The sequence below is a fragment of the Paraburkholderia sp. MPAMCS5 genome (genome assembly GCF_036016995.1).
GTDB lineage: Bacteria > Pseudomonadota > Gammaproteobacteria > Burkholderiales > Burkholderiaceae > Paraburkholderia.
In genome coordinates, this window is sequence record NZ_JAYXBK010000007.1 from 228,128 (window position 1) to 243,248 (window position 15,121).

The following is a 15,121-nucleotide window of genomic DNA, read 5'->3' on the forward strand; positions in this document are numbered from 1 at the left end:
CGGTAATCAGAATGTCGTACTTCACTCGTAATCCGGTTCACTCACGCACGGCGGTCGCGCTCGTGCAGCTCACGCTGCTCGCCGCGCTCGGCGGTTGCGGCCTCGTGCCGAAGCAGCCGATCACGCAGCAGCCGATGACGGCGATGCCGCCGATGCCGCCGCAAGCGCAGGCGCCCGGCTCGATCTACAACCCGGGTTACGCGGGCCGGCCGTTGTTCGAAGATCAGCGGCCGCGCAATGTCGGCGACATTCTGACGATCGTGATCCAGGAAAACGTCAACGCGACGAAGTCCTCGGGTTCGGGCGTGAACCGCAGCGGCACCACGAGCTTCGACGTGCCGACCGCGGGCTTTCTCGGCGGCCTGTTCAGCAAGGCGAACCTGAGCTCGTCCGGCGCCAACAAGTTTGCGGCGACGGGCGGCGCGAATGCGTCGAACACGTTCAGCGGCACCATCACCGTGACGGTGACCGGCGTGCTGCCGAACGGCAACCTGATGGTCAGCGGCGAAAAGCAGATGCTGATCAACCAGGGCAACGAATTCGTGCGCTTCTCGGGTGTCGTCAATCCGAACACCATTTCGAACCTCAACGCGGTGTACTCCACGCAGGTGGCCGACGCGAAAATCGAATATTCCGCGAAGGGCTATGTCGACGAAGCGGAGAACATGGGCTGGCTGCAACGCTTCTTCCTCAACGTGTCGCCGTGGTGATCATGGGTACTGTTTCATTCCGCTTCCTCGCGCAAGCCGGCCGGATCGGCCGGGCGCTCGCCTTCGTCGCGCTGGCCTGCGCGGCGCTGCCGGTGGCGACGCCCGCTCACGCGGAGCGTCTGAAGGACCTCGTGCAGATCCAGGGCGTGCGCGACAATCCGCTGATCGGCTACGGCCTCGTCGTCGGTCTCGACGGCACGGGCGACCAGACCACGCAGACGCCGTTCACCACGCAGACGCTCGCCAACATGCTGGCGAACCTCGGCATCTCGATCAACAACCAGGCGGCCGGTTCGAGCAACTCGCAATCGTCGCTGTCGAACATCCAGTTGAAGAACGTCGCCGCGGTGATGGTGACGGCGGTGCTGCCGCCGTTCGCGCGTCCGGGCGAACAGATCGACATCACGGTGTCGTCGCTCGGCAACGCGAAGAGCCTGCGCGGCGGCACGCTGCTGCTCACGCCGCTGAAGGGCGCCGACGGCCAGGTGTACGCGCTCGGCCAGGGCAACCTCGCGGTCGGCGGCGCCGGCGCGAGCGCCAACGGCAGCAAGGTGCAGGTGAACACGCTCGCGACGGGGCGCATTTCCGGCGGCGCGATCGTCGAACGCGCGGTGCCGACGTCGGTGTCGCAAGCGGGCACCATGCAGCTCGACCTCAACGAGATGGACTACGACACGACGCAGCGCGTGGTGGCGGCGGTGAACAACGCGTTTGGCGGCGGCACGGCCACCGCGCTCGACGGCCGCACGATCCAGTTGCGCGCGCCGAGCGATCCGCAGCAACAAGTGGCCTTCATGGCGCAGTTGCAGAACCTCGACGTGAAGCCGGCGCAAGCGGCCGCGAAGGTGATCCTGAACGCGCGCACCGGTTCGATCGTGATGAACCAGATGGTCACGCTGCAAAACTGCGCGGTCGCGCACGGCAATCTGTCGGTGGTGATCAACACGCAGCCGGTCGTGAGCCAGCCGGGCGCCTTCTCGAACGGCCAGACGGTCGTGGCGAAGCAGTCGCAGATTCAGATGAAGCAGGACAACGGCGCACTCAAGATGGTGACCGCCGGAGCGAACCTCGCCGAAGTGGTGAAGGCGCTCAACGCATTGGGGGCGACGCCCGCGGATCTCATGTCGATCCTGCAGGCGATGAAGGCGGCGGGCGCTCTGCGCGCCGACCTGGAAATCATCTAAGGACGACAGCAGATGAATTCGGATACGACCAGTTCAGCCACATCGGCGAACGATCTTACACAGCGCTTTGCGCTCGACGTGCAGGGTTTCGCGAAACTGGGCGCGCAGGCCAAGGCGTCGCCGCAAGCGGGCATGAAGATGGCCGCTCAGCAGTTCGACGCGGTCTTCACGCAGATGATGCTCAAGAGCATGCGCGATGCGACGCCGCAGGACGGCCCGTTCGATTCGCATGACAGCGCCACCTTCACGTCGATGATGGATCAGCAGCTGTCGCAGCAGATGTCGCAGAAGGGAATCGGCGTGGCCGACGCAATGCTCAAACAGTTGATGCGCAACCAGGGCATGCAGGTGAGCGGCGCGAATGGCGCGAATGGCGCGCGCGGCGCCGGCGGTCTCGCGGGCATGAGCAACGCGCTCGGCGGTGGTAGCGGCGACGAAGGCCAGACTGCGGCGCTCAACGCGCTCGCGCGCGCCTACGGCAATGCGCAAGCCAACGGACAGTTGTCGATGGGCAAGGGCTACTCGGCCAACAGCGCGCTCACGCCGCCGTTGAAGGGCGACGGCAGTTCGCCGAAGGTCGATGCGTTCGTCGACAAGCTTGCCGCGCCCGCGCAGGCCGCGAGCGCCGCGACAGGCATTCCGGCGCGCTTCATCATCGGCCAGGCCGCGCTCGAATCGGGCTGGGGCAAGAGCGAAATCAAGAAGGCGGACGGCACCACGAGCCACAACGTGTTCGGCATCAAGGCGACGAAAGACTGGACCGGCAAGACGGTTTCCACGCTCACCACCGAATATGTGCACGGCAAGCCGCAGCGCGTGGTCGAGAAGTTCCGCGCCTACGACTCGTATCAGGATGCGATGACCGACTACGCGAGCATGTTGAAGAGCAACCCGCGTTACGCGCAGGTCATCAATTCGGCGCACGACGTCAAGGGTTTTGCCAACGGCATGCAACGCGCCGGTTATGCAACGGACCCGCACTACGCGAAAAAGCTGATGTCCATTATGGAAAAAATGGGCTAACCCGCCGGTTAAAGCGGTCTGATTGAGCGACTCAAATCATGCACGCGACGGGGCCAGGTGCATGAAAAGACGGAAGGCCGGTCGCCGCGTGGCGCCGGCCCATCCGCGCAAATCATGAACGGATAATGGTGAGCAGCGAGCGCGCGCCGAATAAGCTGAGAGACTTACCGGCGTGTTATGGGCAAGTTACCGGGGCTTTAACGTTTGCGCGAAATTGTTGGAAATAATTCATTAGCGGCCCCTAAATTTTGGCCGGATCGTGCCGCTAATCTGTAAGACCCCATCCCGGAAGCGTCAGCGTCCGGTTGAATGCGCGTGCAGCGGTCGGGAAAGACCGTGAAAAAGCCCAGCAAGGCTCAGGCACGCGCCCGCAAGAACATGCATACCGGCAAGCCCATGGAAACCAATCAGTCGAACGGCCAAACCGACACGCAGCCCCAGCCGCACGTTCCCCTGGACGACAGCGCACAAGACTTCGGCCGTCGCAATCCGCTCGAAATCGGCGTGCAGTTGCGCAATCTCGTCAATCGCGGCGATTTCCTCACCGTGCAATACGCGGGCGGTCAACTCGTGACGCGTCTGCTCGACGTCGACGTGCGCGGGCGCACCTTCACTTTCGATTGGGGCGCGGTGTCCGATCAGAACCGCGGCCTGCTCGCCGCGAGCGGATGCCAGTTCCATGCGGCGCCCGAAGGCGTGCGAGTGGAGTTCCTCACCGGCATGCCGCGCGAAACCCGCTTCGAAGGTTTGCCGGCATTCGAAGCCGACTTTCCGGAAGTGCTGTTCTACGTGCAGCGCCGTGAATATTTTCGCGTCGACGCACCGATTCTCGACCCCTACGTGTGCAGCGGCCGTTTGCCGGAAGGCGGTCCGTTCCGCTTCGAAGTGCATGACCTGTCGCTTGGCGGCGTCGGCATGCGGACGGCGGACGAACGTGTCGCGGAACTGCCGATGGGCTCGCGTCTCGCCGACTGCGAACTGTCGCTCGGCGCATTCGGCCGGCTCACGCTGGACCTGCAACTCGTGTCGCATCGCTCGCTCGCGCTGCCGAACGGCACGCAGCGCTACCAGCTCGGCTTCCGCTTTCTGACACTGCCGGGCAGCGCGGAAAACACGCTGCAACGTCTCATCACGCAACTCGAAATGAAGCGCCGCTCGCTCGTGCGCTGAAGTTGTGCGGATTGGACGTGACGCCGGGTGAAGGCCCGCCGCGCCGCCCTCGCAAACGTTGAAACAAACTTCGGCAAGCGTCGGGAATGGCCTCAATTTTCCGTCGCTCAAGCCGTTAAACAGTCAGTTCAAGTAACGCGGCGGCATGTGTGCGGTGTCGCCCTTCAGGATGACGCATGTCCAATCTCATCACCCTTGGCCTCAGTGGACTGAATGCAGCTCAGTGGGGACTCACGACGACCGGCCAGAACATCAGCAACGCGTCGACGCCCGGCTATACCATTGAAACGCCGGTCTACGCGGAAACGGGTGGCCAGTACACCGGTTCCGGCTATCTGCCGCAAGGCGTGTCGACGGTCACTGTCACGCGCCAATACAGTCAGTATCTGACGACACAGCTCAACGACGCGCAGTCGTCGAGCGGCTCGCTGTCCACCTACAACACGCTCATCTCGCAGCTGAACAACCTGATCGGCAGCCCGACTTCCGGCATTGCCAGCGCGATCACGAGCTATTTCACGGGCTTGCAGAACGTTTCGAACGACGCGTCGAGCCTCGCCACGCGCCAGACCGCGATGAGCGGCGCGCAGACGCTCGCGAACCAGATCACCGCCGCCGGCCAGCAATACGACTCGCTGCGCCAGAGCGTCAATACGCAACTGAGCAGCACGGTTTCGCAGATCAATGGCTACACCAAGCAGATCGCGCAACTGAACGGCCAGATTTCCGCCGCGAGCACGCAAGGCCAGCCGCCGAACCAGTTGCTGGATCAGCGCGACCTCGCCGTGTCGAACCTGTCGCAACTGATCGGCGTGCAGGTCGTGAACAGCAACGGCGCGTATAGCGTGTTCATGAGCAATGGCCAGCCGCTCGTGTCGTCCGGCAACAGCTTCAACCTGGGCACCGCGCCTTCGACGGGCGATACCAGCGAACTCTCCGTGCAGTATCTCGGCCAGGCCGGCGCGAATCCCGCCGCCGCGCCGCAGAATTTGCCCGACAGCAAGATCGACGGCGGCACGCTCGGCGGCCTCGTCGCGTTCCGCAGCCAGACGCTCGATCCGGCCGAAGCGCAACTCGGCGCGATCGCCGTGAGCTTCGCCTCGCAGGTCAATTCGCAGAACGCGCTCGGCATCACGCTGGCGGGCGTGCAGGGCGGCGCGCTGTTTTCGGTCGGCGGCCCGACTGTCTACGCGAACACGCAGAACACCGGCAATGCGTCGCTCACCGTGTCGTTCGCGCCCCCCGCGCAGCCGACGACCGGCGATTACACGCTCGCCTACAACGGCAGCACCTACACGCTGACCGACAATTCGACGGGCAACGTGGTGGGTTCCGCTGCCAATTTGAGCCAGCCGATCAACGGCCTGAACTTCTCGACGGCGGGAACGATGAATGCCGGCGACTCGTTCACGGTCGAACCGACTCGCGGCGCGCTGAACAGCTTCGCCACCGCGACGACGGACGCCTCGGCGATCGCCGCCGCAGGGCCGGTTCTCGGCGCGGCCGCGTCGACCAACACCGGCACCGGCGCGATCTCGCAAGGCACCGTGACGGCCGGCTACACGATGCCGAACTCGACCACCACGCTGATCTACAACGGCACGGGACTGACCGGCTTTCCGGCCGGCTCGACCGTGACCGTGGCCGGCTCGCCCGCCACCACTTACCCGATCGCGAGTTCGTCGACCGTCGTGCCGTATTCGTCGAGCACGGGCGCGGACCTGACGATCAACAACACGACCGCCGGCCAGATGAACAAGGTCTCGGTGACGATCAGCGGCGTGCCCGCCGCCGGCGACAAGTTCACCATCGGCCCGAACACCGGCGCGAGCAACGACGGCCGCAACGCGCTGGCTTTGTCGAATCTGTCGACGGCGAAGTCGATGCAAGGCGGCACGGTCACGCTGACGGGCGCCTATGCGAACTACGTCAACGAGGTCGGCAACCAGACCAATCAGATTCAGACGTCGAGCACGGCGCAGGCTTCGCTGGTGACGCAGATCACCACCGCGCAGCAGTCCGTGTCGGGCGTCAACATCAACGAGGAAGCAGCCAATCTGCTTCAGTATCAGCAGCTCTATCAGGCGAACAGCAAGGTGATCCAGACCGCGCAGACCCTGTTCCAGACGCTGCTCGGCATCTTCCAGTGAGGCGTTGAACATGCGCATCTCCAGCACGCAGTACTTCACCATGAACGTGGCGACGATGAGCGATCAGCAAGCTCAGTTGTCGCAGCTTTACGCGCAGATTTCGAGCGGCGTGAGCCTGTCCACGCCTTCGGACAATCCGCTTGGCGCGGCGCAGGCCGTGCAGTTGAGCACGACCGCGACGAGCCTCTCGCAGTACACGAGCAACCAGAACACGGCGCTTGCGTCGCTGCAACAGGAAGACACGACGCTCGGCAGCGTCAACAACGTGCTGCAAAGCATTCACACGCTGGTGCTGCGTGCCGGCGACGGGTCGCTCAACAACGGCGACCGCGGCTCCATCGCGACCGAACTGACGAGCTTGCGCAGCCAGTTGATGACGCTTGCGAACTCGACCGATCCGCAAGGCAACTATCTGTTCGCCGGCTATCAAAGCACATCGCAGCCGTACAGCACGAATGCGGCAGGCGTCGTGAAGTATTCCGGCGACACCGGCACGCCCGCCGTGCAGATCACGGACGCGCACATCGTGCAGACCGGCGACAACGGCATTTCGATTTTCGGCAGCGTCGCGCCGATCGGCACGAGCGCCGTGCCGGCCGCGACCACGGGCAACTCGGGCACCGGCGTGATCAGCACCGTGAGCCTGAACAATCCGACCGATCCGACCAACGCGGACACGTACGCGATCAACTTCACGTCGTCGACGACTTACACCGTGAGCCAGACCAACCCGGCGACGGGCGCGATCTCGACGGGCAGCCCGCAGGCTTACACGGCGGGCTCGGCGATCACGCTCGGCGGCCAGTCGGTGACGATCAGCGGCACGCCGAATACGGGCGACAGCTTCTCGGTCACGCCGGCCACGCAAGGCAGCATGGATGTGTTCGCGAACCTGAGCCAGTTGATCAGCACATTGCAATCGCCGATTTCGGGCGGCGCTTCGACCGCGAGCTTCCAGAGCGCGCTCACCACGAGCATGACGCAGCTCGAAAACACGATGAACAACGTTGTGACCGCGCAGGCGACGGTGGGCGGCCGCGAGCAGGAGATTCAGGCGTTGCAGACGGTCACGCAGGCCAACACGCTGCAAACGGCCAACAATCTGTCGGATTTGACGCAGACGGACATGGTCAAGACGGTCGGCAAATACACGTTGGCGCAGAACGCATTGCAAGCGGCGCAGCAGGCGTTTGTGAAGATCCAGAACATGTCGCTGTTCCAGTATCTGAACTGATCGCGTTGGCGGGCGGATTGGAAGTTGGAATGGAGAAGGGCGGTAACCGGTGATCGGTTGCCGCTTTTTTATTTTTTGTGCCTCGGGTGAGAGATGAGTCATATGCCCGTGTCCGGTCACGTTGAACCTGGATACAGCTTCATATGCTCGTAGGTTTGCCGTTTTTTTCTAATTCTGTTCTTCACGCTTTTTCTTGCGCATGGCTGGCGTGAGATAGGGGTAATCGCGATCGATGGTGATCCGGTCGAGCCAGACTTTGCCGGATGGATCGTTAGGCGGCGGGTCCAGAAAGGTCAGTTCAACGTCCACCGGAAAGCGGCCATGCTCGCCCGCATTAGCCCGGTAACGGTATCTGTGCCGCAACTCCGCTGGCGGCAGACCCGGTCCCAGGTCGTTTCCTTCCCGCCTTACGTCCCCATTCATACGATAGGTGGCGAGATCAAGCCGCTGTTCGAGCACGCGGCGATTAACGCCAGCAAGAGCGTTATACAACCAGAGTTCGAACGCGGCTGGAACCGCTCGCACGCGCGTCCTGTCGTCGGAGTAATCGAGTGGATCGGTCCACGTCGATAGCTCAATCTTTGCATCAGGGAAAGAATTGTTGCGGAATGAGTAAGTTCTTCCCGCTTCCCTGGGCTTGAAGACTCTGGCCAATTTGAGCGTTCCAAGATCAGGGTCGTTCGGATCAAGCGGCCTGTCATCCCGCATGACTTCCATGACCTTGCCGAGCAGTCGCAGTAGCGCCTGTTCCTGCGATGGCGTGATGTCATAGCTCATATCAGTTTGCTCCGATGGACTGGATGACATGGGCATAGGCGCTTGTGCATGTACCAGGGTTGCGCAACTGAGAACGACCAGTCCAGCAATACTGGACCACTTCACCACACAAGAATGCATGTTGTTCATGTAGATAACTCGCGTACTTGACTGCCGTGTCCTAACCCTGAAGCTCAATGCCTTTCCAGACGGTCCCGGATTTTTCACTGGTACTGCACAGCCAGAACCAGCGGCCAACGACCATCGGGCACGAACCGCCCTGTTCCAGCGACACGGAACGCACTGCGTCGAATATCTGGCCGCGCGCGAATTCCATTACGTCGGTTGAGCCGCTATCGGTCCAGCCTTCCCATACGCCGGTTTCGGGACATGGCGTGCCTGTACAGAGATTCATGTAACCGTAGGTCTGGCGCTTTTTCTGATTCTGTTCTTCACGCTTTTTCTTGCGCATGGCTGGCGTGAGATAAGGGTAATCGCGATGGATAGTGATTTGGGTAAGCCAGATCTTCCCGGTGGGATCATCGGGCGCGGAATCTACAAAGAAAAATTCGACGTTGACGGGGAAGCGGCCATGCTCGCCCGCATTGGCCCGGTAGCGATAACGATGCTCCCGCGTGAAGGGCGGCAGACTGTGCCCGATGTCGTTTCCGTCCTCCCTTATCCCGTCCGCACCTATCCAGTAGTCAGCAAGGTCGAGACGCTGTTCGAGCAGGCGGCGATTAACGCGTGAAGGAGGATGCTGGAACCGTAGGTGAAAATAGGCCGGCACGGCGCTCACGCGTGTCCTGTCATCGGAGTAATCGAGTGGATCGGTCCACGTCGACAAATCCACAGTTGCATCAGGGAAAGCATTGTTTCGGAACGAGTAGGTTTTTCCCGCCTCTCCTGGCTTGAAGAATTTGGCCGATTCAAGTGTTCCGAAAGCGGGATCGTCAGCATGGAGCGGCCTGTCATCCCGCATGACTTCCATGACTTTGCCGAGCAGTCGCAGTAGCGCCTGTTCCTGCGACGGCGTGATGTCATAGCTCATATCAGTTTGCTCCGATGGACTGGATGACGTGGGCATAGGCGCTTGTGCATGTACCAGGGTTGCGCAACTGAGAACGACCAGTCCAGCAATACTGGACCACTTCACCACACAAGAATGCATGTTGTTCATGTAGATAACTCGCGTACTTGACTGCCTTGTCCTAACCCTGAAGCTCAATGCCTTTCCAGACTGTCCCGGATTTTTCACTGGTACTGCACAGCCAGAACCAGCGGCCAACGACCATCGGGCACGAACCGCCGTGTTCCAGCGACACGGAACGCACTGCGTCGAATATCTGGCCGCGCGCGAATTCCATTACGTCGGTTGAGCCGCTATCGATCCAGCCTTCCCATCCGCCGGTTTCGGGACACGGCGTGCCCGTGCAGAGATTCATATAACCGTAGGTCTGGCGCTTTTTCTGATTCTCTTCTTCACGCTTTTTCTTGCGCATCGCGGGCGTGAGATAAGGGTAATCGCGATCAATCGTGATTCGTTCGAGCCAGACTTTGCCGGATGGATCGTTAGGCGGCGGGTCCAGAAAAAAGAGTTCAACGTCCACGGGAAAGCGGCCATGCTCGCCTGCATTAGCCCGATAACGGTATCGATGCTCCTGCGTGAAGGGCGGCAGACTGTGACCGATGTCGTTTCCCTCCTCCCTTACCCCGCCCGCACCTACCCAGTAGTTAGCAAGATCGAGACGTTGTTCGAACTGGCCGCGACTGATACCGGCCGGAGGGTGTCGAAACCATAGTACAAAGGAGGCTGGAACTGCTCGCACGCGCGTCCTGTCGTCGGAGTAATCGAGTGGATCTGTCCACGTCGACAGGTCTACCTTTGCATCAGGGAAGGCGCTGTTTCGGAACGAGTAGTGCACTCCAGCCTCGCCCGGTTCAATGTACCGGGATGATTCGAGTGTTCCAAAAGCGGGATCGTTCGGATCGAGCGGCCTGTCATCCCGCATGACTTCCATGACTTTGCCGAGCAGTCGCAGTAGCGCCTGTTCCTGCGACGGCGTGATGTCATAGCTCATATCAGTTTGCTCCGATGGACTGGATGACGTGGGCATAGGCGCTTGTGCATGTACCAGGGTTGCGCAACTGAGAACGACCAGTCCAGCAATACTGGACCACTTCACCACACAAGAATGCATGTTGTTCATGTAGATAACTCGCGTACTTGACTGCCTTGTCCTAACCCTGAAGCTCAATGCCTTTCCAGACGGTCCCGGATTTTTCATTGGTACTGCACAGCCAGAACCAGCGGCCAACGACCATCGGGCACGAACCGCCCTGTTCCAGCAACACGGAACGCACTGCGTCGAATATCTGGCCGCGTGCGAATTCCATTACGTCGGTGGAGCCGCTATCGGTCCAGCCTTCCCATACGCCGGTTTCGGGACATGGCGTGCCCGTGCAGAGATTCATATAACCGTAGGTCTGGCGCTTTTTCTGATTCTGTTCTTCACGCTTTTTCTTGCGCATGGCTGGCGTGAGATAGGGATAATCGCGATCGATGGTGATTTTTATTAGCCGCGTCTTCCTGGAAGAATCATTGGGTGCCGGGTCCAGAAAAAAGAGTTCAACGTCCACGGGAAAGCGGCCATGCTCGCCCGCATTAGCCCGGTAACGGTAGGTGTGTAGTAGCTCAGCGGGCGGCAGCCCGGAGCCCAGGTCGTTTCCCTCTTCCCTTACCCCGGCCGCATCTATCCAGTATCCCGCCAGATCGAGACGCTGTTCGAGCAGCCGGCGACTAACACCCGTGGGAGCATCATAAAACCATAGTTCGAAGGAGGCTGGTACCGCTCGCGCGCGCGTTCTGTCGTCGGAATAATCCAGTGGGTCGGTCCATGTCGATAGATCCACCGTCGCGTCCGGAATGGCGCGGTTTCGGAACGAGTAGTGCATTCCAGCCTCTCCCGGCTTAATAGACCGGGATGACTCGAGCGCTCCGAAAGCGGAATCGTCAGGGTTGAGCGGCCTGTCATCCCGCATGACTTCCATGACCTTGCCAAGCAGTCGCAGTAGCGCCTGTTCCTGCGACGGCGTGATGTCATTATTCATATCAGTTTGCTCCGATGGACTGGATGACATGGGCATAGGCGCTTGTGCATGTACCAGGGTTGCGCAACTGAGAACGACCAGTCCAGCAATACTGGACCACTTCACCACACAAAAATGCATCCTGTTCATGTAGATAGCTCGTATATGTGACTGCCATTGTTCGGGCCTGCTCGGGCGTAACATTTCTTACCTTGCAGACTTCAGCTTCGACTTTTTCCAGATCGGCCTGAATGAATTCCAAGCCCGCGATCCCCTTCTGCTTGGTAATAACCCAGTAGTAGTAAAACATCAGCATGGCGTGAATGCCTGCGCGAGCGGGCGCGTCACTCGGGAACGGTGTAGTAGAGGCCAGCCTAAACATTTCCTTCCCGACCAGCTGCCGGAAGAACTTCTGCATACCGGAGAACTGGCTGTAATCCTCAGGAAATGCACCCAGTAGCGCAATCTGCCAGAAGAGTTGCTGACAGTGTCGTGCTTCGTGATAGACGGTATCGGCGAAATCAATCAGCGTGGTATTAGTTGCGGGATCGGCTTTCATGGTTCTGATAATGTCATCGACGTCCCATCTCGACAGACAGAGCGTCCAGAGCCTGGCAACAAACGTTCCGTGCGCAGCATTCGAAAAGCTGTATTCCGCCGCATTCCTGGCCGACACAATCACGATAGCGGGCATTGCACCGCTATCCGGTGCGCCCCCCTCCGGCATCCCGAACGGCCCCGCCTGCAACGCACTCCAGATCGGCGCCCGGACCGCTGGCAGAATGACGGCTACTAGTTCGCGATCCGTCTTCCCCGCCAGTCCCCCCCAATCAATCCTGCACAGACTCTCCTTCACCGCCGCCGTATAGCTCTTCGCAACCGGATACTCAATATCCCCCCGATACTGGAACGCGACCGAAGTATCCGAAGCCTTCGCATTCCTGAGAAAGTGATACGCGCGCAGTCCCCAGTTCATCGGGTCGCATGACACGAAGACCGGCGGCTTGCCGTCGCTCGTCAGATCGTCTCCCGGCGTCCCGGCCGATTTGCCGCCTAGCTTCGTGGTCCGCCTCTCGGGCATCGGCACCGTTTCAGGCGTCGGCAGACTGGCGTCGTGCCACACGGTCGTCGTGCTCGCCGCGATGACCTTGTGCGGCTCGCCCGGCGACAGCAGTTCAACCAGTCCGAACGACACCACGTTGCTCGTCGCCGCCTGCATTTCGCCGCGCTCATTGGTCACGCCTTCGATCACCTGTCCGTCGTCCAGTGTGATGCGATAGGGCTGTCCCTCAAGGATGAACCCGCCGCCGTCCTCGACCAGCACGTGATGCGCAACCAGCCGCCCCGGATTCTCCTGCGTGACCGGCAGCGCGACCGGCACCGCCTGCGGCTCGTCCGTGGCATGGCTTGCCGCGTGAACCAGATAGTGACCGTCCGTGTGGACCGTGACGCCTTCCGGCGTCAGCCGCAGCAAGGTGCCGCCCGCGTTGATTTCGATACCCTTCATCGCGGCCAGCCGCAGCCAGCCGTGGCGGCTCGTTACTGTCACGTCCTTCTGCGCGAGGGCCTCCAGTCCATCGGCGCGCGCGTCAATGTAGATGCGCCCGGTTGCGGCGATCATGGATATTGACCTGCTGGCATAGAGCGAAATCGCCTCGCGCACCGAGGCAAACAGCGACTTCAGCGCGGCAATGGCGACGTTGCCGCTCGCGGTCAACGCCGTGTGCTGGCCGCTCGCGATGTGCGTGTTGTCCTGCGCCGCGACATGCAGATTCGCCGCGCTCGACATGGCTATGTCGGGCTGGCCGAATTCGGGGAAGCCTTTCGCACGGTCCGACGATCCGTCGCGTAGCGCCGCGTTCGCGTCCCGGATCGACTTCGCGACGTCCCGTTGCGCCCCGGTGGCTTCCTGTGCGCCATGCTGCTGGGCCGCGAGAGCAAGTTCTTCGTGGATGCCGCGCGCCTCGGTTAGCCGGGCATGGGTCTCGGCCATGTCCTTGACCTTGCCCGCCGCATTGGAGCGCCCCCACGAGGTGAATAGCAAGCCCATCGAAGCCCGCAGCACGCCCCACCGGTCGCTGCGCAGTTCGAAGCCTTCGCCGCGCGCGTCCTGCCGCCCCTTGTTGCCGTCGATCCGCGTGATATGGCCGAGGCTCAGACTGGACTTCGCGTGGTCGCTCGCCAGTTGGGCCTGGAGTTCTCCGGCGGTGTCGTCCAGAGCGAGATGGTTCGACTGCGCGCCGTGATCAAGGCTTCTGCTGCGTATGCCGCTTAGCGCCGCATTCGCGGGCAGCATCCACGGCGGCGCGTTGTAGCGGTCAACGACGAAGCCCGCCACGACGGGCCGGTCCGGATCGCCGTGAACATGGGAAACCACGACCATCTGTCCGGCGCGTCCCGGCGTCACCACGCCGAGTTCGCCGCCTTGCCATTGCGAGACGACGCGGACCCATATCGACGTTGCGCCGTCGAAGCGCGCCTGGCGATCCCAGTCGAACTGGATCAGCAGACGGTTGTAGTTGTCGATCCACATTTCCTTCTCTTGCGGCGCGACGATCACCGCATATTCGTAACCCTCGACGCGCGGCTTCGGCGTTGCCTGCGGCAGCCGGTAATACTCGTCAACCGGATGAAGATCGAACTCCGCCTTCACCGCGTAGGTGCGCCATGCGCCGGTCGAGGTGCCGACTTCGCTCAAGTCCAGTTCGCAGGCGAGTACCAGGTATTCCCGGTTTGCGCTGTCCTGTGGATAGTCGGTCATCGCCCGTTGCCGAGCATCATCTTTAGCGGAGTAACGGCGTCCGGCTATCGGACAAGGATTAAATAGGAATGCAAAGGTATGCGCACCGAATAACTTTTCGATTCAGGTAAAACGCGTCATCTGTCAAGGCGCGCTGCGCGGGCGCTTTTCCACATAAAAAAAGCCGACCTCAACGGTCGGCTCGAAAGTCATTCATGGTCGCGAGCGGGCGGCTACACATCGCGGGCGGGCACGTTGTGAAGCCCGCTATTTGAAGCCCAGCGCAACACGTCCCATCTGATCGATGCCAGTCTCGAACAGCCGCGCGAAGAACGGAATCATGTTCGGGATCATCAGTTGCAGAAGCAGAAGGCCGATCAGCATGGTGAGCGGAAAACCGATCTGGAACACGCCGATTTGCGGCGCCGCGCGGTTCAGAATGCCGAGCGACAGGTTGGTGATCAGGAGCGCGGCGACCACCGGCAGCGACAACAGAAGTCCGGCGGAAAAAATCGTGCTGCCGAAGTTCGCGAGCGTGCGCCAGCCGGCCGCGCCGAGCACATTTACCGACACCGGCAACGAATTGAAGCTCGCGAGGAGCGCGCTGATCATCTGCAAATGGCCGTCGATCACGAGGAACACGAGCATCGCGATCGTGTACAGGTAGCTCGACAGCACCTGGCTCGAACTGCTCGCCTGGGCATCGAAGAAAGTCGCAAAGCCGAGGCCCATGCCGAGGCCGACGAAATCGCCGGTCGCGCTGATTGCCTGAAAGACGATCTGCATCGTCATGCCAAGTGCAATGCCGATCAGAAACTGGTTGACGATGATCCACACGCCTTCGGCGGAAAACACCGTGACTTGCGGGAGCGCGCCGAGCGTCGGCGCGACGATGATCGTGACGAAAGCCGAGAGGCCGATTTTCACGCGCATCGGCAGCGCGCGGTTGCCGAGCACCGGCGCGGTCGCTACCAGCGCGAGAATCCGCACGAACGGCCACAGGAACGCGGTGAGCCAGGCGTTCAGTTGCGCGTACGTGACGGAAAACATGGCGATGACCGAAG

At 61.4% G+C, this 15,121-nt stretch carries 12 protein-coding genes; 6 read left to right on the plus strand and 6 right to left on the minus strand.

The features are described from left to right. The first annotated feature begins 11 nt into the window (after window positions 1-11). The 6 genes from flgH to flgL all read left to right on the plus strand — a co-directional run bounded on the left by flgH (window position 12) and on the right by flgL (window position 7,471). Window positions 12-710: a flagellar basal body L-ring protein FlgH gene (flgH, locus tag VOM14_RS18290; protein WP_327630141.1), complete on the plus strand. Its 699-nt coding sequence runs from the start codon at window positions 12-14 to the stop codon at window positions 708-710. 2 nt (window positions 711-712) lie between these two features. Further along, window positions 713-1,894 (plus strand): flagellar basal body P-ring protein FlgI, encoded by a 1,182-nt coding sequence (locus tag VOM14_RS18295; RefSeq protein ID WP_327630142.1) that lies wholly within the window; start codon window positions 713-715, stop codon window positions 1,892-1,894. Window positions 1,895-1,906: 12 nt separating this feature from the next. Beyond that, window positions 1,907-2,917 carry a flagellar assembly peptidoglycan hydrolase FlgJ gene (gene flgJ, locus VOM14_RS18300; protein WP_327630143.1) on the plus strand — a complete coding sequence of 337 codons (1,011 nt, stop codon included), beginning with the start codon at window positions 1,907-1,909 and terminating at the stop codon, window positions 2,915-2,917. A gap of 396 nt (window positions 2,918-3,313) precedes the next feature. Further along, the gene (locus VOM14_RS18305) at window positions 3,314-4,087 is read left to right on the plus strand and encodes a flagellar brake protein (RefSeq protein WP_327630304.1); all 774 of its coding nucleotides are present in this window, start codon (window positions 3,314-3,316) and stop codon (window positions 4,085-4,087) included. 176 nt (window positions 4,088-4,263) lie between these two features. Further along, entirely contained in the window at window positions 4,264-6,237 is a 1,974-nt protein-coding gene (gene flgK, locus VOM14_RS18310; protein ID WP_327630144.1) for a flagellar hook-associated protein FlgK, read from the plus strand. 10 nt (window positions 6,238-6,247) lie between these two features. After that, the gene (gene flgL, locus VOM14_RS18315; RefSeq protein ID WP_327630145.1) at window positions 6,248-7,471 is read left to right on the plus strand and encodes a flagellar hook-associated protein FlgL; all 1,224 of its coding nucleotides are present in this window, start codon (window positions 6,248-6,250) and stop codon (window positions 7,469-7,471) included. Between the two features lie 168 nt (window positions 7,472-7,639). Here the strand turns inward: flgL and VOM14_RS18320 are convergent, their stop codons facing one another. The 6 genes from VOM14_RS18320 to fliR all read right to left on the minus strand — a co-directional run bounded on the left by VOM14_RS18320 (window position 7,640) and on the right by fliR (window position 15,107). Next, window positions 7,640-8,248, minus strand: coding sequence for a hypothetical protein (locus VOM14_RS18320; protein ID WP_327630146.1), 609 nt, complete (start codon window positions 8,246-8,248; stop codon window positions 7,640-7,642). Window positions 8,249-8,408: 160 nt separating this feature from the next. Beyond that, window positions 8,409-9,278 (minus strand): hypothetical protein, encoded by an 870-nt coding sequence (locus tag VOM14_RS18325; protein ID WP_327630147.1) that lies wholly within the window; start codon window positions 9,276-9,278, stop codon window positions 8,409-8,411. Window positions 9,279-9,438: 160 nt separating this feature from the next. Next, on the minus strand, window positions 9,439-10,308 hold the full coding sequence (locus VOM14_RS18330; protein WP_327630148.1) for a hypothetical protein: 870 nt from the start codon (window positions 10,306-10,308) through the stop codon (window positions 9,439-9,441). Window positions 10,309-10,468: 160 nt separating this feature from the next. Then, on the minus strand, window positions 10,469-11,338 hold the full coding sequence (locus VOM14_RS18335) for a hypothetical protein (protein ID WP_327630149.1): 870 nt from the start codon (window positions 11,336-11,338) through the stop codon (window positions 10,469-10,471). A gap of 1 nt (window position 11,339) precedes the next feature. Further along, window positions 11,340-14,180, minus strand: coding sequence for a DUF2345 domain-containing protein (locus tag VOM14_RS18340; RefSeq protein ID WP_327630305.1), 2,841 nt, complete (start codon window positions 14,178-14,180; stop codon window positions 11,340-11,342). A 144-nt stretch (window positions 14,181-14,324) separates the two neighbouring features. Further along, the gene (fliR, locus tag VOM14_RS18345) at window positions 14,325-15,107 is read right to left on the minus strand and encodes a flagellar biosynthetic protein FliR (RefSeq protein ID WP_327630150.1); all 783 of its coding nucleotides are present in this window, start codon (window positions 15,105-15,107) and stop codon (window positions 14,325-14,327) included. Window positions 15,108-15,121 lie beyond the last annotated feature (14 nt).